Origin of the sequence: Rhizobium sp. 1399, from assembly GCF_031455475.1 — a bacterium.
In the GTDB taxonomy this organism is placed as follows: domain Bacteria; phylum Pseudomonadota; class Alphaproteobacteria; order Rhizobiales; family Rhizobiaceae; genus Rhizobium.
In genome coordinates this window covers 195,248-217,052 of sequence record NZ_JAVDSU010000001.1, presented here as the reverse complement: position 1 = coordinate 217,052, position 21,805 = coordinate 195,248, and the positions used below count along the sequence as shown (strand labels likewise).

The following is a 21,805-nucleotide window of genomic DNA, read 5'->3' as shown; positions in this document are numbered from 1 at the left end:
AACGCATGCCCTTTCATCGAGTCAGATTTGCTGAAGCCCTTGCCGTTGCGGGTTTTCGCGTGGTCCGCATCTTCAGCGGCGACTGCGCCGAGAACGAGGAGAGCCTCGCGAAGCTTATCCGCCCGAGGGTCGGGGCGCGGACGGAATCGTGGTCTGAAGATCGGAGTGTGACGCATCACTATGTGTCTCCTAGAAAAACGATTCTCGTTTAAGAAGTAATGGGGGGAAGACGGGGCTTCCCTGCAGAACGAAGACGAGACCTCAGCTTCGCCGTCGCTTCCTCTTGCGAGCATCCGGAATCGACCAGGATCCTCGCGGAATCGGCGACGATGCTATCCAAGAGGAACCGGCGGGAATCCCGCTCGTCGATCTTTCCGTCTTTCAGCCCGGTGAACAGCCAACGCACCGCCTTCGCGGTTGCGGCTGCCACCGCCACGTCAACCTGAGACGCCTCCGGCCGCCCTGCATCCTGCAGACGCGCGCGGTACTTGGCCTGTCTCTCTGCCTTACGGAGCAGCCTGGGCACGGTGCTCTTCGGTCTCGGCATGTTTCTCCTCCCGTCACTACGAGACGGTCAGGCATGTCCCTCGCGTCACTACGTGAGATATTCACGCGGTGGCTTGCAAGCGACCAACGCCGATGGAGCCGCCGGCGGCAGGGCCGCGGAGAGAACGGGAAGGTAGGAATGAGGGGGTGAAGCACCGTGTGTCGAGCGTAGCAGGGCGAAGCGTCCCCCGATCCTTAAGGATCAAATCCTGCCCCAGAGTAGGTATCCAAAAAATTCTTTTCGGATTCCCGAGAGTTGACAAAGAAAAACACCTCTACCGCTTCACCGTGTCAACGTGTTTTGGCTACACTTTGGCCGAAACGAGGCCTGTCTAAGCTACACTTTGGCCGTCTCAGCTACATTTTTGCCGACATGCATCTTAAACACTTGCTTCGCGCTCCGCCGGCGATGACCATAATTGCATGGAGGTGGGCATGGACGCACAACATTATGCAACAAGGCGACACGTCGCTGGATCCGATAGACGCGGAGTCCGAGGTGATCTGCGGCTCGTCATCGATCACAATGAGGACTTGGAAGACGGCCGTCCTTCCGTCGACAGGGAGCCGACGCTGGAGCGTCCGGCAGTGCTCATCCACTCAGTCCGATACTACGGTGAACGCGAAGGCAATACGCCAGCCGAGGCGATGACGGCGTCCGTTGCCGCTCTCTACCAATTTCTCATGGCTTCGGCCCGGCTGTCGATGAAGGACAACACTGAGCACCAAGTGAGCTTCGCTGATGCTAAGGCCTATCTCAAGATCGAGAAGACATCTCGACTCCTGGAGCAAGTCGATGCCCTAGCCAAGGTCTGGGTGTCCTACGACTTCTTGTCTACAGAAGACGGATCCAGACGGATCGGACGTCGGGTGCAGCTCATCCAATTCGAAGAAGATGTCTCTCCGACAGGCGTGCGCTCGATAGTCTTTTCACTGCATCCATCCGTCCGGAAGGTGATCCTCGGCTACGGCGCATATACTCACCTTGAACTGGGCGCCTTCCCAAAATTCTCTTCGAAGTACACTTGGCGGCTCTATGAAAAGCTCGCGCTGATGGCGGGTCGTGACATGCGACCACCTATGATCTGGACTCCTGAAGAGCTTGCAGAAGAGCTGGGGTGTCGCTGGTCCGGAGAGTTCAAGTTCTCAAACTTCGAGGCCCGCGTGCTTCTCCCGGTCCTGAACGACATCCAGCGCCACGTGCGCAGGTTTTCGATCTCGTGGTCTTACGACCGAGCCGATACGCGTGGTCGCCCCGTGACCGCGGTCAAGATCGTGGTCGGCAGATCGGTGAAAACGGCGGATGAATTCGAAAAGTCGAACCTGACGAAGAAAGACCGTGGCCTGGTGCGCAACATCGCAGCGAAGGCGATGGTCGATGACCAACAGATGCCAGGCGAAGACGCTCTACGGCGTGCAGCAACTCGCCTCGGCAAGACCGCGACCGAAATTGCGATCAGCTGGACGAACGCTATCACCGAAGGCGACGCCGCCGTCATCCACGACCTGGAAAACGGCAGTCAGTCCGAAGCCTTTGAGACCTGGATTCAAAAGGAAGAGTGGACGCCCACCGACGAGGACATCGCGTTCGACACAGCAAGCAGGATCCTTTTCGGTCTTGCTGGCGGAAGCGATGCCGCTGAGGTCGAAAGCGTGTTCGCGCCTGCAGTGGGGTCTTTCCGATGGACGGCGGCGAAAACGAAGACGCTGCGACTGCAATGGTTCGGCGGCCATCGCGACTTCGAAGTTGCGGCAACTCAAACAGACATCGCGCTATTCGTGCGCGACTTTGACGACATCATCGAAACAGTGGAGTTCCTGAAATGAGCAAGAATCTATCCAAAGCCACCCTGAGATCCAATCTTCTTGCTCTCGCCGAAGAGAGCGATCGCGATCAAGATGCGCACCGTGCAAGGTTCCTGCGGCTAGTCGAATGGACACGGTCTACGATCGAGGGCCTGTCGACGCCTGATCAACTCTGCACGAGCGCGGCGCCCGGCTTCTTCTCCGATGCCGTCCACATCGCGAAGCGGATCGTCCGGATGGAGAAGCTTGAGTTTGAAGCTGCTGTGGCAATCCTGAACACGCCGCTCAGCCGGGTCGTCGACGACTGCCCATCAGGTGTTGATACCCGCGACTTGCCGTACGAATGGCTGCGCATGCGACCGGATGAGTTGCGCATGTCGTACAGCCTCAAGACGCCTTACGAGGCTGCTGACTACGTCGCTCACCAAGGAGTGCTCGCGGGCTACGCTCCAGAGGCCATTGCAAAGGCTCGCGAGGAGTACCGCGTCCTCGAGAAAGCGCGACGCACGAAGCTGGGCGAGGAAGACAAACAGCGAGCAATAGCTGAGCGAGCACGACTGGATGCGCGGATGCAAGCTGGATACACGGTCACAACCTATCGTGCATGACAACTGAAGGGATCCGGTGAGGATCCCTTTTCTCATTCCTCGATATTGAGAACGATATATCCTGCCGATTTAATATTATTTTCAATATAAGCGATTCCCGCCGCACGGACCTATCCGCTATCCGATCGTGGATTTTTAACTCTCCCTGGAATAAGTTGTCTGGGACGGGCTCACAACTCTTCCGGGTCCTGCTAAGTAGAGCCGAGAACAAAGGACAACATCAATGACGAAGGCACTCCGAATAGCCCCGATAGCTTGATCCGCCCCGCCGCGGAGCCGCCATCGTTTGTCTATTTTCGGAGTTCTCGCATGTCCTTCACTGCCAAATACTACACCGCCGATCTTCATCTCGGTCACCATCAGATCCTTCAGCACTGCCCGGCAACTCGCCCCTTTGAGACCGTCGAGATCATGGACGCGGCCATCATCGCCAGGATCAACGAGCGCGTCGAACCGTCCGACATCCTATACATCGTTGGAGACTTCGCGATCTGCACCAACGCGGAATACGTCCGCCATCTGTTTCATCAGATCAACGGCCGCAAGATCCTCGTGCTCGGTAACCACGATCTCGACCGCAAGGGGCGCCTGAAGAAGGTAATCCGCGATCTCTCTTGGGATCAGCCGCCAACGCACGCGCTTGAGACTACGGACGAAGGCTGCCGCCTTTACCTGCATCACTACGCATGCCGGACTTGGCCTGCCGCGCACCACGGAAGCTACCACCTTTACGGACATAGCCACGGCAATCTGCCGCCGATCGGCCGCAGCCGTGATGTCGGTATCGACTGCCCTGACGCCAATTTCGCACCGATGACTTTTCGAGAAATTCAGGAGACGCTCAATGACCGATAAGTTGCCGATCGGCTGGCTCGACCTCGTGACCGAGCTGCGTATGACGCTGCAGATGGCATATCCGAATGTCGCCGTGACCGAAATGACGGCAGATCGCGGCTGGCTCCATGTTCGCGTAGACGACAGCTCCCTTACACCGACCGGGCGTCTGATCCTTGATCGCCGCATCCAGGGCTTTGTCACGAAGAGCCTCTCGACGTGCATGTGCTGCGGAAGCGGCTCCGGCCGGGATCGCGGAGACCGCCGCGTCGTGACCTGTGACGCGTGCGAGGAGGTATCCTGCGATGCATGAGTTCCCCCGTCTCAAGCTCGACGACATGCAGCAGGACTTTCCCGGAGTCTTCGACGTCGCTCGATACGTCGACGTCGGGATCGGCTGGCTGCCGATCATCAGGGAATTCATCGAGACCGCCCTGCCGATGGATCCGAGCCTGTCCGTTTTCGAGGTGAAGTCGAAGTGGGGAGCCCTTCGAATTTGGAGCGATACCCCGGTTATCGGCGCCCGGCTAGCGAAGGCGAAGGCTGAGATCAAGAGCACGTATCGATGCGAGATCTGCGGCGAACCCGGTTTCGTCCGCCGTCCGCCGCCTGGCAGATATGCGTGGTGGCAGTGTTTCTGCGATGAGCACGCATCCGAGGATCAGCGCAGTTGGGGCACCCGGCTTCAGGGTCCGATGTACGGCTACGAGCAGGTCGAAGGGCAGTGGTACCGCTACGACGAGGACGCCGATGTGATGGTTCCGAGCGAGCCGCCGGCGAGGTCGAGGTGATGTGATGACTTTGGAAGAATTGAAGGCGAAATATCCGCGGCTGCTCGGCCGCGTCTGGTTCGAGCACAGGAGCGGCTGGGTCGATATCATCGATGCCTTCCTTGCCGTCGTCGACCATGTCCTTCCGCCTTCCGGATCGTACAAGATCAGGCAGGTCAAAGAAAAAATGGGGACGCTGCGCCTCTACGACGACATCGAGGGCGTGCCCGATGAGGTCGTCGCGACCATCGCCGCTGCTCGCGAGCTTGCTGAAGCGCGCTCTTACCACGTCTGCGAATGGTGCGGGCAGCCGGGCGTTCTGCGGAATCGCGAGGGCTACTATACGACCACGTGCGATGAGCACGCGCTCTACGAGGGACGCATGGCGGTGCCGCTGGATCCGCCAGCGGAACTGTTCATTAAGTCCGGGGCTGGATGGCGGCGATACGATCCTGAACTCGATCTTTTTGTGGAATCGGAGAAACCGACATGGGAATGAGCGACGCACAGAGGGCTTTCCGGCGCCACCGATGGGGATCTCTGACGCCCGAAGCGATGGACATCGAAACGGGTATCTGTGAAGCAATCAATCGCTGCCCTGAACTCGAAAGAATGCTCGAGATCGACTGGGTGGCTGACCGTGCCACTGCACAGAGGGTTGGCTGGCTGATCGTCAAACACCCGGGTGTCGTGTTCAGAATCGGGCGGCGCCTGCTCGAACTTGCATCGCCGGACGGATATGTCATGCCTCCGCCTGAATTCAGACTGTCGCGGGAAACGGAGCCGACGGCCGAGGAAATCTATCGCGCGCCGATGCTTCAGCCGTGGTCGCTGACGCTTTTCCAGAGCGGCGCGCGTCCGGCTGAGTGGCAGCTGTCAGGCATCGTCTACCACCCGTCGTGGGACTGCATCACGGAGTGGTTCCGGCTTCTGTACCTCAACAGGGATAAGCGGATGGCTCTGACAGATAGAGGATGGATGAAGCTTGGACGGAGGTTTGCATCGTGATTGATCAGAAGCGTAAGGACTGGCTGCGCGGAGCCTACATGGATCGCATCCGTGAGGTCGCCATGTGGATCGCCGACAAGCGATCGACGTTTGATGAGCCCGAGGTCGCTCATGCGTTGGCCAACGAATACGACTATCTTCACGAGCTGTCTTCGGACGATCACGCGTATCTTCGAGATGAAACCGTCCGCGAAGTCGAGAAGATTATTCGAGAGCGCCGTGAAGGGGAGTTGCGCTCACGGTATCGGATCCTGATCGCGCAGACTGTCGCGCTCTTCAAGATGGACTCCGCATCGCGGGCCTATGACTTCGATCAGCTCGAGTTTGATGCTGCAGTCGGAAAGGCTCTCAATGAGAGTGACCTCCCCATCGAAGACTGGGATCTCTTCCGCGATATCGTGTTGACGGAACTGTGGCCCCGGTTGAAGACGGCGCACGCCGAACTCCGGGCAAGCACGTTCTCTCATCTTCGCAGCCTGAATCCCGCGGCGATCGCAGAGGACGCCGAGTTCCGGATGGATATCGGTTGGGCTGCGCTTCTCCAGCGCGCAGCTACCCGCATCGAATCCTATCCGGCGGCGTGGAGGGCCAAGATCGTCAGCGGCAAGGAGAAGTTGGGGTGCCTCGTTCTGTCCGTCGATTGCGATTACTCCGCGCGCGGTTGTCGTAGTGAAGTCGAGCGCCTCCGTGAAGAAATCCGGCTGACGTCTTTGTCGGTCTGCGAAATTTGCGGCAACCCTGGTCGGCTGCGGCTTGGCGGGTATGCGAAAACGCTCTGCAAGAAGCACGTCGACGTTCTCGGCGCCCTGCGTGATGACGATGGAACTCAGGCGGATCCGTACAACTGGATAGACGATGACTACCCCGCCGCATCAGCCGAGTTCCTCAAAGGCATGAACCCTGTGCGACCGCGGGCGACGATGCACGTGCTCGACGAGGACAGCTTTGGCGGCTTCATCGCCCGTAGAATTGAAGCCGACTTGGAGACGAGGACCGGTCGCGAGCACGAGCTGTTGTTCGAATTCTGCGGTGCTCTCGAACACTCCGCGGTGGGGAGCGTTGTGAAGCCGGAATTCCTCGACAACTACGTCCGCGAGGAGGTCGATGGGTGGTCGAGCGTCCAGCCGCTGTCGGACGACGACAAGCAGTTCCTGCGCGGGTATCTCCGTGAACTCGTTGACGCTGAGTGCGAGCGCATCCGAGTCCGGCAGGCGGCAGAGCTTGAGCACTTCCTCGACGACTTCGGAGATGGCGTCGATGCGATGAAAGAAGCACAAGCTGCAGGCCTGTTCGACAATCTCGGCGAGAGCGCGGACGATGACGATGAAACCCGGCATTAACTAATCCACGCTTACCGACAGAAATCCCCCGGACAAACCTTTCGCGTTCCGATATGCCTTTTCTATGGGTTTCGCCAGGGAACCTGAAACGGAAGGCATCGAAAAATCGTGTCATTACAGAAATCATTGTCAACATATTGCGGAGTAGTCCGTGATTGACGTTGTCAACATTAAGCCGTTTGTCGACATGCTCGAAGAAGCCGAGCGGAACCGTGAACTCTATCTAGCTGAGAGAGCGTGGCAGCTCGAAGAGGATGAGCGCGAAGCGGTCGAATACGAAAGCTATCTCGCTTCGAAAGGAATGCTTGGGCCGTACCCCGATCCCGACACCCAGTCGTTCGTGAGTGCCCTTGACCGTGAAGTCGATCGCATCATGATTGAGTTCGAGAGCCTCGTATCTCGGCAGATCCGTGATCAAGACGACGCCATTGAAGCTCTCAACGACATTCGACGCGCACTGAACCTGGGATCCGAGGGTCCGCCCGTTCCGGTGGCCAAGCAGCTTCGCGATGTGGATCCGCACGAGCCGCTGACGATCATTGAGGCAGTATGTCTACCGGAACTCGGTGGGCGGCTCTTCTCGGACGGCACGGCGATCCCGAGCAAGACCGTGACCGTCTACGCGGTTCGAACGGCAATCGCAGAGGGACGGCTGCAGCTTCACCCCGCGTCTCGCCGGGGGTCTCACAGAATTTCACGAACACTGATCAAGGAATGGATGGCATGGCAAGACGTCGCGAACCCCCTCGGCTACAGCTCGAAGCAGAGCGCAAGAACAAGAACGGTAGCACCGAAGCCGCAAAGTGGGTCGTCAAATATTATGACGAGGGAAAGGGAAAAACAGTTAAGTTCAGCACGGGATTTGGCCCTAGCGAAGCTGAAGCAGCGCAAAAATACTTCTCCAAATGGCTGACGGAAAAGCTGTCTGACGAGCCAATCCAGAAGGATCGCAAGGCCGATGAGGTGCCTATCGCCGACATCATCGCGCACTTCATCGAGGAACGGCTGCCGCCCAAGCCAGGCTCGGAATACAAGCCGTTTTCGCGCCCGAACGAGATCCTGAAATACATGGAGGATCTGCTCGAATGGTGGGGTGACAAGACCGTCGATGAGATCACGAAGGAGAACTGCCGCAAGTTCACCGAAACATGCCGCTCGCCGCTCGCCGCTCGCAATCGTCTGGACTACCTCCGTAACGCGGTGAACCAGGCACATGCCGACGGGGTCCTGCGTGCGGCCGTGAAGGTCACGCTGCCGCCGAAGGCGAAGCCACGCGAGGAATTTCTGGAACGCGACGAGGTCGCCATGTTGCTCTGGAAAGCGTGGCGGCATCGTCGCAATTACACGCACAATGCCACAAAATCGGCGGACACCGGACTGGCAGGTCGGGTCGTCGCTACCAGTTTCTATCCGTGGCGGCATGTGTGCCGTTATGTCTTGATTGCCTTATATACAGGCACTCGCAAAGATCGCATCGTGCGAGCCAGTTTCGTTCGCGAGGAAGGCAAGCCATGGATCGATCTGCGCCGCGGAGAGTATCACAGAGCCGCGCCGGGAGAGGTCGTAGCCGCGAACAAACGCGCCCCCACGATCCGCATCCCCCGACGACTTCTGGCACATATGCGCCGCTGGTATGACAAGGGCGCTCGGTACCCCATTGAGTATAACGGTGAGCAGGTGATCGATGTAAGGGCGTTTTCGTCTGTGAAAAACGCCGTCTTCGGAGAGCAGCGCAAGGTTGTCGGACATACACTAAGGCACACCGCTGCGACATGGCTCATGCGCCAGCCCGAGCTGTCCATTCATGACATCAGCGGATTCTTGGGCATGTCCCTCGAAGTCCTTGAGCGCGTCTATGGCAAGCACCGCACTCACCATCAGACGGGAATCGATCTGGCGATGACTCGCGGCCATGCCGGGCGCGACAAATACAATGTGGATGGCTACGACGGATGGAGCTATCAGCAATCCGCACCGACGGTTACCGACAGAATGACGAAAAACGAGACGAAACCAGCCGTTATCCCGTTTTCAAAAAGATCAATGAAATCAAAGAAGGCAGCGTAACAACATTACTTATGTATCGTGTTCGGGACGTGGGGGTCGAGTGTTCGAATCACTCCACTCCGACCAGCCGAAAAGCCCGCTTCTGCGGGCTTTTTTCTTTTCCGGCTTTGCTGCATGAAAATTCGCGGCAACGATTGCGGCAATGAATAGTCACTTCTTCTTCCTGCGCGGCCAGTGGTGAATGCTGCACCGATATTTGCTTGATGATCGGGATGCTGATGGCCGTAGGTTTTCTCGGGCGTCTAAGGGTCATGTCTAAGTGAGCCCGAAGCTTTCCACTTATCGGCCGCGGCTTGCATTAGCCAGGTGGCGGCCGGGTGCCACAGCGTGTGCCTGACAACGCCTTTCGCATCATCGCCCATCACGACATCCACGAGGTTCCTGAACGCACGTTTCGGATCGGGCGGCTTGCCGTTGTACTCGGCGACATATTTGGCGCCTAGTCGATGCCAGCGGCCAAAGCTGTCGGAGATGAGCGTCAAGAACATCGAGCGGGGCGAGTCCGATCCACGCATCGGCACACTTCAGGCTGTAAAGTACGCCCTCGAAGCTGCCGGCATTATCTTCATCGACTCGAACGGCAACGGCCCCGGCGTTCAACTTCGCCACCCGGCTTGACCGCTTCATCTTCAATAGCTGCAGGACAGCGCGTTGGTCGGCCTGAAGCCCTGGCTACAGGCAGGATTCACGGAAGTCCTGGGCTGATACTGGAAATCGGCACGATTTGAGGTTTGGTGCGTCGTGCACGCTGAGGCCAGAGTGGTCAGCCCGATCAACGTAACGCCTATTATCAGTGTCCGAATTCTGCTCATCATGGTCACCTTCCCGTGGCAAAGCGCCTGGACGCAAAATGTCGCTCCCTCAGACGGATGCGAGAGCCATCACGAACACTTGACCGCTCTATTTCGCTTCAATCACTTCTAACAGCGGCCCACCAACCCGCACGTCGCCACACTGAGGAGACATGGAAAAATATGCTTTCGGCGTTCGCGCCGGCGGCAAAAGCCTCAACGTGTTTTGATGAGAGATTTTAGATGACTACTGAGCCACGCCTCTTTGGTCGCAAGGAAGCCGCTGAGTATTGCGATATCGCCCAAGGTACTTTTTCGCTCTGGGTTGCCATCCACAGGATGCTCCGGCGGGAATAGGCAACCCGAACGCCACCCCTTTGCCGGCACGGATCTGCCCCGCGTATCAAGAAATGACGATCGCTCGCGCGATAGCCGACGCAACTTTGGTGTGTATTTAGAAAATTCTAACTTGCTAATGCGTGTTGGGTGCGCATAATCCCCTTGGGGAGGAACGGGGATGATCAGCAGCGCTGAAATAATCGAAATGTATTCGGACTATTATACTGACGGCGAAGTCGCTGAGAAACGCGCAATCGCCGCGAAGCAGTCCGTTGGACACATCAAGCAAGTTGCAGCAGATCAGAGCTTCCAATCAATCATCGATATCGGCGCAGGCGAGGGCGCGGTTCTTTCGGAACTTGCCGACAATGGCTTTGCCAATCGTTTCGCGGCAGTGGAGCTATCTCGATCAGGTATAGAGGCCATACGGGCACGCCAGATCGAAGCTCTGGCAGCGGTCGACCAATTCGACGGCTATTCAATCCCACATCCAGACAAGACATTCGACTTGGGTCTGGCAATCCACGTTCTCGAACATGTCGAGCATGAACGGATGTTTCTGCGGGAGGCCAAACGTGTCAGTCGAAACCTCTATGTCGAGGTGCCGCTTGAACTTACCAACGATCTTTCGAAGTCTATCCGAGAATCCGGTCCCTACGGCCATATCAACTTTTATACGCCAGGCTCCTTCGAGAACTTGCTGAAGACGTGTGGCCTTAAGGTCGAGCGTCTAATGGTTTTTGCCCACGACATTCAATACGAACAGTACTTGGCTGGACGGGCAAAGGGATGGCTAAAGTACCAAATTCGCCAAAAACTCCTGAGAATCGCTCCGAAGTTTGCCACGAGGAACATGGTCTATATGGCGGGAGCACTTTGCAAAGCTGATTGATAGAGCGGGTCGAAGCCCGCCCGCCTCAATCGTCCTTCCCGCGGCGATCCCAATAGCCGGCGGTCTGAACGGCCAAGTACAGATTGCTGGTGGCCCAGCTAACGACACGGCTGTTCATGTCGGTCACCACCGATCCGCGGTAGCCCCTGCTGTTCGCGGCCGGCTTTACGCCGTTGTCTAAAATCGCCCAACATAGGGGTCACCGGCATTAGGATCAGCAAGGCCGACTTCACCGGCGCCGGTATTCACCGTAGCCCGACAGGCTCTGTTTCCTCCTCCGCCCACCGATTTGAAATAGCCAAAACGTTAAATTTTAGATGTTGCTAACGAACAAATTGGCGCTAAGCTGGTTTCCTTCGGAGGAGGAAGCATCAATGAAGAAGATGAACAATCGACAAGTTCGAATCCCCGGCCCGAAAGATCAAGATATCACGGAGCATTGCCGAAAATTCGGGATAGGCCCGGCCGAGGAGAAGAAGCTGAAGAAGCTCCTGGGCCATCGGGCGCCACTCCACGAGATCCAGGCGAACGCTTCCACGCCTCAGCCGAAGTGGCGTTAGAGCGAAAGCTTTTTCACCTGAGCTATGAATGTGATGTCGGCGTCAGCCCGCTCTGACACGGCCAAGAGATTTCCCAGATGCTTGAAATAAAAAGCCCCGCCGGTGGCTTTCGGCGGGGTAGATGGGGAAAGCTCTCCGAAAGGTGGCAGGAGAGCTTGGGCATTTCAGCAAGACTGGAAGAATGAGGCGAGGGCACTTTTGCCGGATTCGGTACAGTTCGCTTAAAAAACCATAATTTTTAGTGGGAAAATTTGCGATTTCGGCCTGGCGCCGTTTTTTGGCAAGGGCAGGCACGCCGTCGTAACGGCGAGCCTGCCTTTCTGATGTCGTCAGCCGGCTGCCTGCAGCTTGTCCTGCGTCTTCGTATCGAAGTCGCTGGCGTCATGGCGTTCGTGAAGTTGGCTGGAGGGCTCGCCGCTGACGCGGTTGACCATGCGGCCGCGCTTGACGGCGGGGCGCTCGCCGATCAGGTCAGCCCAGCGCTTCATGTTCTTGTATTCCTGCACCTGCAGGAATTCGGCGGAATCATTATACATCCAGCCTTTCACGAGGCCGCCATACCAGGGCCAGATCGCCATGTCGGCGATGGTGAACTCGTCGCCGGCGATATATTCGCTTTCGGCCAGACGCCGGTCGAGCACGTCGAGCTGGCGCTTGGTTTCCATGGCGAAACGGTTGATCGCATACTCGATCTTCGTCGGCGCGTAGGCATAGAAATGGCCGAAGCCGCCGCCGAGATAGGGCGCGCTGCCGACCTGCCAGAATAGCCAGGAGAAGCATTCGGCGCGCTTGGCCGGATCGGTCGGCAGGAAGGCGCCGAATTTTTCCGCGAGATAGGTAAGGATCGCGCCGGATTCGAAGATGCGCACCGGCTTTTCACCGCTGCGGTCCATCAGTGCCGGGATCTTGGAGTTCGGGTTGACCTCGACGAAGCCGCTGCCGAACTGGTCGCCATCGCCGATCCTGATCAGCCAGGCATCATATTCCGCGCCGCTATGACCAAGCGCCAGCAGCTCCTCCAGCATGATCGTCACTTTCACGCCATTCGGTGTTCCAAGTGAATAAAGCTGCAGCGGGTGACGGCCGATCGGCAACTCTTTTTCACGGGTCGGCCCGGCAATCGGGCGGTTGATGCTGGCGAATTGGCCGCCGCTTTCCTTGTCCCAGGTCCAGATCTTGGGGGGCGTGTACTCGGACGAACTGGTCATATGAGCTCCTGACAGAATAACTTCGTGCTTTGCGTGAAAGGCCCAACCCTTAACCTCAATTGGGACCCATGAACATATTGGTAGCAATGAAGTTATTGTCATCGGGGCGGCGGCTTTTTAATTGCCGCCACCAGAGCGTTTTTAAAAGCTGAGCTTGCTCTTCTGCTGTCCCTCGGCATCGAAGTTTTCGGGCGCCAGCCATGCCTCATAGCCGGCCTTCAGCTTCGGCCAATCGCCGTCCGTGATGGCAAACCAGGCGGTATCGCGATTACGGCCCTTCTGCACCATGTGCTGGCGGAAGATGCCTTCGAAGGCGAAGCCGAAACGCTGTGCCGCGCGCTTTGACGGCTCGTTGAGATTGTTGCACTTCCATTCGAAACGCCGGTAGCCGAGCGTGTCGAAGACATAAGCGGCGCAGAGATAGAGCGCTTCGGTCGCCACGCGCTTGCGGGCGATTTCAGGCCCCCAGAGAATATTGCCAATCTCGATCACGCCATTGGCGGTATCGATGCGCATCAGCCCCTGCCGGCCCTCGGCGCGTCCCGTTGCCTTGTCGATGACGGCAAAGAACAGCGGGTCTTCGCTGGCGACGGACCTTTCCAGCCAGGGCGTGAAGGCTGCCATATCGGCCGGTGCTGCTTCGAAGAGATAGCGGAAGCGGTCCTCTGCGCCCGGCTGCTGCGCCGAGCGGAGCAGATCGGCGCCGTGCTTTGCGGCGTCCAGCGGTTCCAGGCGTGTGTAGCGGCCCTCAATCGGGGCGCGGGCGGGGCGGGCAACGCCCTTCCAGTCGGCAAGATCCTTTGTCATATCCATTATTCCATTGAACTGCTGCATTGAACTCCGGCTGCTCTTGCCTTGCTAATGGACTGGAGTAAAAGTCCACTTTTGATCTTTTTGGCAGACCAGTTGACTGATGACATCCGCACCCACATGGCTGAGCCTCGATCGAAACGGCGGCGATCTGACTGGCCAGATCTATCGAAGCCTGCGCGACCGCATCCTGCTCGGCCAGCTTCCGGCCGGCCATAAGCTGCCATCGACCCGTGCCTTTGCGGCTTCGCTCGGTGTTGCACGCTCCACGGCGGTAGAGGCCTATGACCGCCTGAGATCCGAAGGTTATATCGAGGCCTCTGCGGGTACTGCGACGCGGGTTGTCGCACTCGAACGCATGTGGCCGGAACGCCAGAGGGACGATAGCGCTCCCATTGAGGAGGCGAGATCGGATCAGCCTTCCTATCGTGGCCTGTTCCGGCCCGGTGTGACTGACGTATCGGATTTCCCGCATGCAGCCTGGAGCCGCCACCTTGCTTCCTGCAGCCGTTCGCTGCGCAGCCATCATCTCGGCTATGAGAACCCGACCGGTATCCGCGAACTACGCAAAGCCATCCTCGAGCATATCTCGGCGACGCGCGGCGTGGTCGCCGAGCCGGAGCAGGTCATGATCATGCCCTCCACGCGCGCGGCGATCGACATGCTAGCGAGGTCAATGCTGAGCAGGAGCGGGCGCAAGACCGCATGGATGGAAGATCCTGGCTACGCTGCTGCGCGCTTGCTGCTCGGCGATGCCGGCGCCGACATCGTGCCGGTTCCCTGCGACGAGCACGGCATCGACGTTTCCCGGGCGGAAGGCTCGCAGCCGGCGCTGATCTACGTGACGCCATCCCATCAATATCCGACCGGCGCCACGCTCAGCCTGCCGCGCCGGCTGGCGCTGCTGGAGGCAGCGCGCCGTCACGAAAGCCTTATCGTCGAGGATGATTACGACAGCGATTTTCAATATGGCTCGCGGCCGATCGCCGCCTTGCAGGGCATCGACAGGGCGGAGGTCGTGGCTTATGTCGGCACCTTCTCGAAGGTGCTGGCGCCCGGCCTGCGTGTCGCCTATGCCGTCGTGCCGCGCTGGCTGGTATCAGAGGCTTCGGAGGCGCTGCATCGCAGGGGCGTTGCCGTCTCCACCCATATCCAGGCGGCACTTGCCGATTTCATCAATGAGGGCCGTCTGCGCGCCTATTTGAGGCGTATGAACCAGCAATATGCCGAGCGCATGGCCCGGACGATCGGGATGCTGGAGAGCCATTTTGGCGGAAGACTTGTCATTTCGGGCGGCAATGGCGGACTGCAGCTTGCTGCCTGGTTTCGCGATGAGACGGTGGATGACCGGGCGGTCGTCGGGAAGGTGAATGCATCAGGCTATGGTCTGATGCCGATGTCGGGTTTCTTTATCGGCAAATCTGCCCCCGGCATCCTCTTTGGTATCTCGCAAGCGGAAGCGGCTGCCGTTCAAAGACTGGCAGCCGATCTGAAGTTGATGCTTGGTTAGAAACAACTGCGCCCGGACCTGGTCCGGGCGCAGCGCTCGCGTGGATGCCCTTCAAGCGGCGGCGAAGGGCACGGCCACGAAGGTTTTGTTGCCGCCGCGTTCGATCAACAGTAGCACCGACTTGCGACCGGACTTGCCGGCATCGGCAACGGCGGTCTTGACGTCGCGGGCATCATGCACCGGCTTGTCGTTGACCGAGACGATCACGTCGCCGGGCTGGATGCCGGCCGCTGCCGCCGACTTGTCCGGGTTGACGTTGGCAACGACTGCGCCGGCAACGCTGTGAGGCAGATTAAGCTGCTGGCGGACATCGGGCGTCAGGTCGGCAAGGCCGATGCCGAGGCTCGGCTGGCCGGCAGCCTGGCCCTGGTCGTCGCTGCTTTCGACGGCAGCCTGCTTCTGGGTGTCTTCATTACCGCCGACGGTGACGTTGAGATCGACCGTCTTGCCGTCACGCCAGACAGTCAGCGTTTCCTTCGCACCTGGGGACAGATCGGCAACGAGGCGCGACAGATCCTTCGGCGTCTTGACGCTTTCGCTGCCGACGGCCGTCACGATGTCGCCGGTCTTCACGCCGGCATGCGCTGCGGGCGCTTCGTTGGAAACGGCAGCAACCAGCGCGCCTTCAGCCTTGGAGAGGCCGACAGCATCGGCGACATCCTGGGTGACCGGCTGGATCTGCACGCCGAGATAGCCGTGATCGATCGAACCGTCCTTCTGCAGCTTGGCGACGATCGTCTTTGCTTCAGACGAAGGAATAGCGAAGCCGACGCCGACGCTGCCGCCGTTCGGCGAGTAGATGGCGGTATTGATGCCGACGACATTACCGTCACGATCGACCAGCGGGCCGCCGGAATTGCCGTGGTTGATCGGTGCATCGATCTGGATGAAGTCGTCATAGGGGCCGCTATGCAGGTCACGGCCGCGGGCCGAGACGATGCCGGCCGTCACCGTCGTGCCAATGCCGAACGGGTTGCCGATGGCAAGGATCTGGTCGCCGAGCTTCAGCTTGTCTGAATCGCCCCAGGCGACGGTCGCAAGCGGATGCGGAGCCTGAACCTTCAGAACCGCGAGGTCGGACTTGGCATCGGCGCCAAGCAGCTTGGCCGGCAGTTCGGTGCCGTCATCGAGTGTGACCTTGATGTCGATGGCATTGTCGATGACGTGGTTGTTGGTGACGATCACGCCGTCGGGGCTGATGACGAAGCCGGAACCGAGCGCCATGGCATGCTGCGATTGCTGCTGCTGCTGTGGTGCCTGGTGCGGCAGAGGAATGCCCTGCTGTTCGAAGAACTGGCGGAACTGCTCGTCCATCGGTGAACTGTCGGCGCTGGCGTTGGTCGCCTTCATCGTCGTGGTAATGGTCACCACGGCCGGCTTGTCGGCATCGACGATGGAAGCAAACGAGCCGCTGGAGGCAAGAATGCCGCCGGTCTCTGCCGGTGCAGCAAGAGCCGTCGAGGAAGAGGAGATGGCGAAGGGCAGGGAGGCCGCGCCGAGAACGATGGCCGCTCCGACAAGTGCTGCGGCCCGATGCTTGCGAAGAATGTTTGACATGGTGGAAGTCCCTTGCGAGAGCGTTGGCATTGAGTGGCGTCTTGGTTCCATGCCATGGACCTTGGCGTCGATAAGTATTGCCGCTAGCTTTTACCGTATATTACCTGGATTTCGCCTGTATGATGCGGCGAATACTGTGTTCGGGAAGAACTGGCGCTTGATACCTATATGACCCGTTATGCGGGATTTACAAATTAAACATTGATCATGTTTATATTACGGTATCGTAAGATATTACTATAATTTAATCTTGGTGACCAAGCATTGCCGCAATTCTCTCCGCGCCTGCTGTTGCCCGCACCGCAAGGTGCCAGAATAGTAAAATATATCCCACTTTCCCGTGATCTGCCGGCTTGCCAGCGCGTATTAAATCGAACAATTCGCAACGGTTGTTGATGTTTTTTCGCGGTTTGGTTGAGGCAGAACATTAAAATGTTAGTAGACTCTAAATTAATTTTTCTTCAGAAAGAGAAAGCTGCGAATCGGCGGAGAGCCAGGCTCGCGGCGGCATGCGGGAAGCGATGAGGGATTCAGTGAAGCCGGGGCGGGAAAATAAACGCGGTTCCCATGTAAAGCTGAGTGATGTTGCAAAGAGGGTAGGGGTCAGTCCGATCACAATCTCGCGTGCGCTTCGCAATCCCGAAATCGTCTCTGAAGAGCTGCGAGAGGTCATCCTGCGCACAGTCGACGAGATGGGCTACATCCCCAATCTTGCCGCCCGCGCTCTTGCCGGCCGCCACAGCGGCATCGTCGGCGTCATCACGCCGTCGCTTCATCATCCCTGCTTCACCGGTGTGATGATGGGCATCGAGGAGCGGTTGCGCGCTACGGATCTGCGCGTGCAATATGCCAACACGCTCAACGACGTCGATCAGGAGATCAACCAGTTCAAATCCTTCCTGGCGCAGAAGCCGGCCGGGATCATCCTCGTCAACGCGGAATATTACGACGGCCTTGCGACGCTGATGGATGCGGCCGCTTTTCCGGTCGCCCACGTTGCCGATCTCAGCCAGCCGCCGGAAACGCTGCTTGTCGGCATGTCGCATCATGTCGCCGCCGCCGCCGCCGCCCGGTTCCTTTTGTCGAAAGGGTACAAGCGGATTGGTTTCATTGGCGGGCTCAGCGATATCCGCTCGCGCCGCAGTCGTGCGGGATATGAGGAGGCCATGCGCCGGGCCGGTCTCGACAATCCGTCGCTGACACACGGCGAAGACGGTTCCACCAGCATTGGTCTCGGACGGCGCCTGTTCAGCGAGCTGCTGGAGCGGGTGCAGGATCTCGATGCGATCCTTGCGCAAAATGATGATCTCGCCCTCGGCGCGCTGATCGAATGCAATGAACGCGGTATCAGCGTGCCCGATGATTTCGGTATCTGCGGCTTCAACGATCTGGAATTCGCGCAGTTCACCTCGCCATCTCTGACGACGGTGCATGTTCCGCGTCATGATCTTGGCCGCCGCGTCGCCGATATGCTGCTACGCGCCATCCGCGAAGAGCCGGCAGAGGAGCACAGGGTCGATCTCGGCTTTTCGATCATCGAGCGCGGGTCGACGCGCTCGATGCCGAAGCAATAAAAAGGGGCCGACCGGCCCCTTTTTTCTTAGATATCGCTGGCGGCGCTCGACCAGAGCTCGGCCGCTTCCGATGCCGTCATGCGGCGCACCTCCGCTTCGTGGCTACGCTTGGCGAACAACTCGCTTGCCATGATCTGCTCGGCAAGGTCCGCCGGAAGCGACAGGATCACGCGGGCATCATTGCCATGCAGGCCGCTGACATCGGCGCGCTTGCCGGTCACCATGCCGCCGGCGATGGTGTTGTTGGTCTCGGGGTCAATCAGGATGAAGGAGCCGGTGGCGCGGTTCTGCTCGTAGGGATCGAAGATTGCCGCTTCGTCGAAAACGAGACGCACCTTGCCGATGGCGTTCATGTAAAGCCGCTGGGCGGAATTCCATGTGCCGGTCTTGAGCTCCAGCTGGCTGACGGGCTCGACCTGAACACGCTGGCGGCGCGAGCCGCTCTTCAGCCAGTAGCGCTTGCCGGCCTCGATGCCCTCAGGCTGCAGCGCAACGACCTGTGCATCGAAGGAAAGGCCGGTCTGCGGCTGCGAGTCGATCGAAACGATCATGTCGCCGCGTGCGACGTCCACCTGACGGTCGAGAACGAGCGTGATCGCATCACCGGCAACTGCCGCATTACGCACCAGATCGAAGGTGACGATCTTTGTGACATTTGCAACCATGCCCGAGGGCAGGATCATGACGCTGTCGCCTGGCTTCACAGAGCCGCCGGCAACCGTGCCCTGATAGCCGCGGAAGCTTTCGCCCGGACGCGAAACACGCTGAACCGAAAGGCGGAAACCGGTCGTCTGGCCGGAGCGCACGGTTGCATGTTCCAGCGTTTCGACCAGCGTTGGGCCGCTATACCAGGGCATTGCTGCCTGGCCGGAATAGACGACGTTTTCGCCCTTCAGCGCCGACATCGGGATCGCGGTGATCTGCTTGACGCCGAGCGAAAGTGCGAATTCCTTGAACTCGTGGGTGATCTTGTCGAAGCCGGCGCGGTCGTAATTCGTCAGGTCGATCTTGTTGACGGCAAGCACGAACTGTTTGATGCCGAGCAGCGATGCGATCGTCGCGTGGCGGCGCGTCTGCTCGAGAATGCCGGCGCGGGCATCGACCAGCAGCACGGCGAGATCGGCCGTGGATGCGCCAGTCGCCATGTTGCGGGTATACTGCTCGTGGCCGGGCGTGTCGGCAACGATGAAGGAGCGCTTGTCGGTCGAGAAATAGCGATAGGCGACATCGATCGTGATGCCCTGTTCGCGCTCGGCCTGCAGCCCATCGAGCAACAGTGCGAAATCGGGCAGGCCGAGATCGTTCTGCTTGCCGGTGGAATCGCGGCGAAGCGTCGCCGCCTGATCTTCCTTGACTGCCTTTGTGTCCCAGAGCAGGCGGCCGATCAGGGTGGACTTGCCGTCATCGACGCTGCCGCAGGTGATGAGGCGCAACGGGCGCGAGTCGCGCACGGCCTTGAGTGGCTCGGCGGCGGGCACGGCGACGACGTTTGCGGGAACTGCTGCAGTCATCTCAGAAATATCCTTCACGCTTCTTCTTTTCCATGGAGCCGGACTGGTCACGGTCAATGGCGCGGCCCTGGCGCTCGGAAACCGTGGCGATCTCCAGCTCCGCGATGATCTCTTCAAGGGTGGTGGCGGTCGAGCGGATCGCGCCCGTCAGCGGGAAGCAGCCGAGCGTGCGGAAGCGGATGAAGTCTTCCTGCTTCGTTTCGCCGGGCAGCAGTTCTAGGCGCGGATCGGAGGCCGCAATCATCATGCCGTCACGCTCGACATAGGGGCGCTTGGCCGCGAAATAGAGCGGCACGATCGGAATATCCTCGGCTTGGATATAGCGCCAGATGTCGACCTCGGTCCAGTTCGAGAGCGGGAAGACGCGAACGCTTTCACCCTTGCGGATCTGGCCGTTATAGACGTTCCAGAGCTCCGGGCGCTGGTTGCGCGGGTCCCAGCGATGGTCGGGCGTGCGGAAGGAATAGATGCGTTCCTTGGCACGGGAGGCTTCCTCGTCGCGCCGTGCGCCGCCGAAGGCGGCGTCGTACTGGCCGGCATCCAGCGCATTGCGCAGCGCTTCCGTCTTCATGATATCGGTATAGCGGGCCGAGCCATAGGTGAAGGGCGTGATGTTTTCAGCTGCACCGCGCGGATTGATGTGCTCGATGAGATCGAGATCGTACTTCTTCACGATCTCGTCGCGGAAGGTGATCATCTCGGCGAACTTCCAGCCGGTATTCACATGCAGCAGCGGGAAGGGCACGCGGCCGGGATAGAAGGCCTTGCGGGCAAGATGCAGCAGGACGGAGGAATCCTTGCCGATCGAATAGAGCATCACCGGACGCTCGAATTCGGCGGCAACTTCGCGGAAGATGTGGATCGCTTCGTTTTCCAGGGCTTTCAGATGCGGGTCGAGTGGCGGCTTGGCACTCTGCGGATTGTTCAGTTCCGTATCCTGACGGGTATCGGGCATTTCGTACTCCAGACTTCTTATTGCTGCACGGCGATCGCGGTCGCCTCTTCGGCGACATGCAGACCGCATTCGCGCTTCTCATCCTGTTCCCACCACCAACGGCCGGCGCGTTCCGGCTCGCCGGGCTTGATGGCGCGCGTGCAGGGCTCGCAGCCGATCGAGGGATAGCCACGTGCATGCATCGGGTTCACCGGCACGCCATTGTCGGCGACAAAGGCCTTGATCTTCTCGATATCCCAGTCTGCGAGCGGGTTGACCTTCAGAAGGTGGCGTTCGGCGTCATATTCAGCAAAGGGCGTTTCGGCGCGGTTGGCCGACTGGCCGCGGCGCAGGCCGGTGATCCAGATTGTTGCGCCTGCTAGCGCCCGCGCAAGCGGCTTCAGCTTGCGCACGCCACAACAGGCATGTCTGGCTTCGACGCTCTCATAGAAACCGTTTATGCCGTATTTCGCCGCGTAAGCGTCGATATCGGCCTGCTCCGGTTCATAGCGGGTGATGTGAATGTCGTACTGGCTCTCGGTCTCGTCGATTAGCGCGAGCGTTTCGGGGAAAAGCCGCCCTGTCTGCAGCGTGACAACGTCGATCGGCAGGCGATGCGTGCCGATCTCGGCGGTGATGACCTGGTCCTCGATGCCGAGCGAGGTGGTGAAGACCACACGCCCGCCAAGGCCGGCGACGAACGAAAGCCGGCCGGCGAGGTCGAGACCCGAAAGCTTGTCAGCCAAAGCCTCGGCTTCTTCGATCGGATTGATAACAGTCATGGGGGATCCTGTCCTTGATATTGGCCGGAGTATTACAGCTGAAGGACGGATCGGACAGAAAAAGGGATTTCGAAAGGACTGCTTAGCGGAGCAAATATCTCTCCCATCCTGCCGCAATGCAGAAAAGCAGCCGCAGGCGCAGAAGTGGCGCCTCGAACTCAATGTCTATAGAAATAGTAGTGTTACACGGCGCCTGTCAATTGGAAATCTGAATTGATGGCGGCGATGATGAAAATTGTCCTCTTTTGACATAGATTATCAGCTGTTGGCCGAGGGTGAAAAACAGGGCCAAAATACTTGTCTCTCAAGGCTTTTCCGGCTTGTTCAAATTCCGTTCATGCTGGCCGTGCAATAGAGG

22 protein-coding genes are annotated in these 21,805 nt (G+C 59.0%); 14 read left to right on the top strand and 8 right to left on the bottom strand.

What is annotated here, in order from left to right; all coding sequences use genetic code 11:
* Nucleotides 1-208 precede the first annotated feature (208 nt).
* Nucleotides 209-547 carry a hypothetical protein gene (locus tag J2X71_RS01155; RefSeq protein WP_310378223.1) on the bottom strand — a complete coding sequence of 113 codons (339 nt, stop codon included), beginning with the start codon at nt 545-547 and terminating at the stop codon, nt 209-211.
* Nucleotides 548-981: 434 nt separating this feature from the next.
* Here J2X71_RS01155 and J2X71_RS01150 point away from each other — a divergent pair, with 434 nt between their 5' ends.
* From J2X71_RS01150 to J2X71_RS01110, 9 genes are all read left to right on the top strand, one after another.
* Complete coding sequence (locus J2X71_RS01150; protein WP_310378221.1) at nt 982-2,373, top strand: replication initiation protein; 1,392 nt, start codon at nt 982-984, stop codon at nt 2,371-2,373.
* A complete protein-coding gene (locus tag J2X71_RS01145; protein ID WP_310378219.1) occupies nt 2,370-2,960 on the top strand; it encodes a hypothetical protein in 591 nt (196 codons plus the stop codon). The genes J2X71_RS01150 and J2X71_RS01145 overlap by 4 nt, the downstream gene beginning before the upstream one ends.
* A 309-nt stretch (nt 2,961-3,269) precedes the next feature.
* Nucleotides 3,270-3,815 carry a hypothetical protein gene (locus tag J2X71_RS01140; protein ID WP_310378217.1) on the top strand — a complete coding sequence of 182 codons (546 nt, stop codon included), beginning with the start codon at nt 3,270-3,272 and terminating at the stop codon, nt 3,813-3,815.
* The gene (locus J2X71_RS01135) at nt 3,805-4,107 is read left to right on the top strand and encodes a hypothetical protein (protein ID WP_310378215.1); all 303 of its coding nucleotides are present in this window, start codon (nt 3,805-3,807) and stop codon (nt 4,105-4,107) included. The genes J2X71_RS01140 and J2X71_RS01135 overlap by 11 nt, the downstream gene beginning before the upstream one ends.
* Nucleotides 4,100-4,585: a hypothetical protein gene (locus J2X71_RS01130; protein WP_310378213.1), complete on the top strand. Its 486-nt coding sequence runs from the start codon at nt 4,100-4,102 to the stop codon at nt 4,583-4,585. The genes J2X71_RS01135 and J2X71_RS01130 overlap by 8 nt, the downstream gene beginning before the upstream one ends.
* Before the next feature lie 4 nt (nt 4,586-4,589).
* Nucleotides 4,590-5,063: a hypothetical protein gene (locus tag J2X71_RS01125; RefSeq protein ID WP_310378211.1), complete on the top strand. Its 474-nt coding sequence runs from the start codon at nt 4,590-4,592 to the stop codon at nt 5,061-5,063.
* Nucleotides 5,054-5,572, top strand: a complete 519-nt coding sequence (locus J2X71_RS01120) for a hypothetical protein (RefSeq protein ID WP_310378208.1) — start codon at nt 5,054-5,056, stop codon at nt 5,570-5,572. Before J2X71_RS01125 ends, J2X71_RS01120 begins: the two co-directional genes overlap by 10 nt.
* The gene (locus J2X71_RS01115) at nt 5,569-6,912 is read left to right on the top strand and encodes a hypothetical protein (protein WP_310378206.1); all 1,344 of its coding nucleotides are present in this window, start codon (nt 5,569-5,571) and stop codon (nt 6,910-6,912) included. Before J2X71_RS01120 ends, J2X71_RS01115 begins: the two co-directional genes overlap by 4 nt.
* A gap of 723 nt (nt 6,913-7,635) precedes the next feature.
* Nucleotides 7,636-8,979, top strand: coding sequence for an integrase (locus J2X71_RS01110; protein WP_183852098.1), 1,344 nt, complete (start codon nt 7,636-7,638; stop codon nt 8,977-8,979).
* Nucleotides 8,980-9,028: 49 nt separating this feature from the next.
* On the opposite strand, the gene J2X71_RS01105 is transcribed toward J2X71_RS01110, so the two are convergent.
* The gene (locus J2X71_RS01105; RefSeq protein WP_113323121.1) at nt 9,029-9,232 is read right to left on the bottom strand and encodes a hypothetical protein; all 204 of its coding nucleotides are present in this window, start codon (nt 9,230-9,232) and stop codon (nt 9,029-9,031) included.
* 218 nt (nt 9,233-9,450) lie between these two features.
* Between J2X71_RS01105 and J2X71_RS01100 the strand changes: the two genes are divergently transcribed.
* The 3 genes from J2X71_RS01100 (at nt 9,451) to J2X71_RS01090 (ending at nt 11,561) form a co-directional block, all read left to right on the top strand.
* Nucleotides 9,451-9,597 (top strand): hypothetical protein, encoded by a 147-nt coding sequence (locus tag J2X71_RS01100; protein ID WP_310378201.1) that lies wholly within the window; start codon nt 9,451-9,453, stop codon nt 9,595-9,597.
* 690 nt (nt 9,598-10,287) lie between these two features.
* A complete protein-coding gene (locus J2X71_RS01095) occupies nt 10,288-11,001 on the top strand; it encodes a bifunctional 2-polyprenyl-6-hydroxyphenol methylase/3-demethylubiquinol 3-O-methyltransferase UbiG (protein ID WP_113323122.1) in 714 nt (237 codons plus the stop codon).
* 374 nt (nt 11,002-11,375) lie between these two features.
* Nucleotides 11,376-11,561, top strand: a complete 186-nt coding sequence (locus J2X71_RS01090) for a hypothetical protein (protein ID WP_310378195.1) — start codon at nt 11,376-11,378, stop codon at nt 11,559-11,561.
* Between the two features lie 329 nt (nt 11,562-11,890).
* Here the strand turns inward: J2X71_RS01090 and yghU are convergent, their stop codons facing one another.
* Nucleotides 11,891-12,769 (bottom strand): glutathione-dependent disulfide-bond oxidoreductase, encoded by an 879-nt coding sequence (yghU, locus tag J2X71_RS01085; RefSeq protein WP_310378193.1) that lies wholly within the window; start codon nt 12,767-12,769, stop codon nt 11,891-11,893.
* A 141-nt stretch (nt 12,770-12,910) separates the two neighbouring features.
* Nucleotides 12,911-13,576 (bottom strand): GNAT family protein, encoded by a 666-nt coding sequence (locus tag J2X71_RS01080; RefSeq protein WP_310378191.1) that lies wholly within the window; start codon nt 13,574-13,576, stop codon nt 12,911-12,913.
* Between the two features lie 106 nt (nt 13,577-13,682).
* Between J2X71_RS01080 and J2X71_RS01075 the strand changes: the two genes are divergently transcribed.
* Nucleotides 13,683-15,089: a PLP-dependent aminotransferase family protein gene (locus J2X71_RS01075; RefSeq protein WP_310378189.1), complete on the top strand. Its 1,407-nt coding sequence runs from the start codon at nt 13,683-13,685 to the stop codon at nt 15,087-15,089.
* 51 nt (nt 15,090-15,140) lie between these two features.
* On the opposite strand, the gene J2X71_RS01070 is transcribed toward J2X71_RS01075, so the two are convergent.
* Nucleotides 15,141-16,646, bottom strand: coding sequence for a DegQ family serine endoprotease (locus J2X71_RS01070; RefSeq protein ID WP_310378187.1), 1,506 nt, complete (start codon nt 16,644-16,646; stop codon nt 15,141-15,143).
* A 521-nt stretch (nt 16,647-17,167) separates the two neighbouring features.
* On the opposite strand from J2X71_RS01070, the gene J2X71_RS01065 reads away from it, so the two are divergent.
* The gene (locus J2X71_RS01065) at nt 17,168-18,220 is read left to right on the top strand and encodes a LacI family DNA-binding transcriptional regulator (protein WP_310378185.1); all 1,053 of its coding nucleotides are present in this window, start codon (nt 17,168-17,170) and stop codon (nt 18,218-18,220) included.
* 26 nt (nt 18,221-18,246) lie between these two features.
* On the opposite strand, the gene cysN is transcribed toward J2X71_RS01065, so the two are convergent.
* Genes cysN through J2X71_RS01050 form a run of 3 tightly spaced genes read right to left on the bottom strand, consistent with a single transcriptional unit; the run spans nt 18,247 to nt 21,447 of the window.
* A complete protein-coding gene (cysN, locus tag J2X71_RS01060; RefSeq protein ID WP_310378184.1) occupies nt 18,247-19,731 on the bottom strand; it encodes a sulfate adenylyltransferase subunit CysN in 1,485 nt (494 codons plus the stop codon).
* A gap of 1 nt (nt 19,732) precedes the next feature.
* Complete coding sequence (gene cysD / locus J2X71_RS01055) at nt 19,733-20,686, bottom strand: sulfate adenylyltransferase subunit CysD (RefSeq protein WP_113323134.1); 954 nt, start codon at nt 20,684-20,686, stop codon at nt 19,733-19,735.
* Between the two features lie 17 nt (nt 20,687-20,703).
* Nucleotides 20,704-21,447 (bottom strand): phosphoadenylyl-sulfate reductase, encoded by a 744-nt coding sequence (locus J2X71_RS01050; protein ID WP_310378181.1) that lies wholly within the window; start codon nt 21,445-21,447, stop codon nt 20,704-20,706.
* Nucleotides 21,448-21,805: the final 358 nt, after the last annotated feature.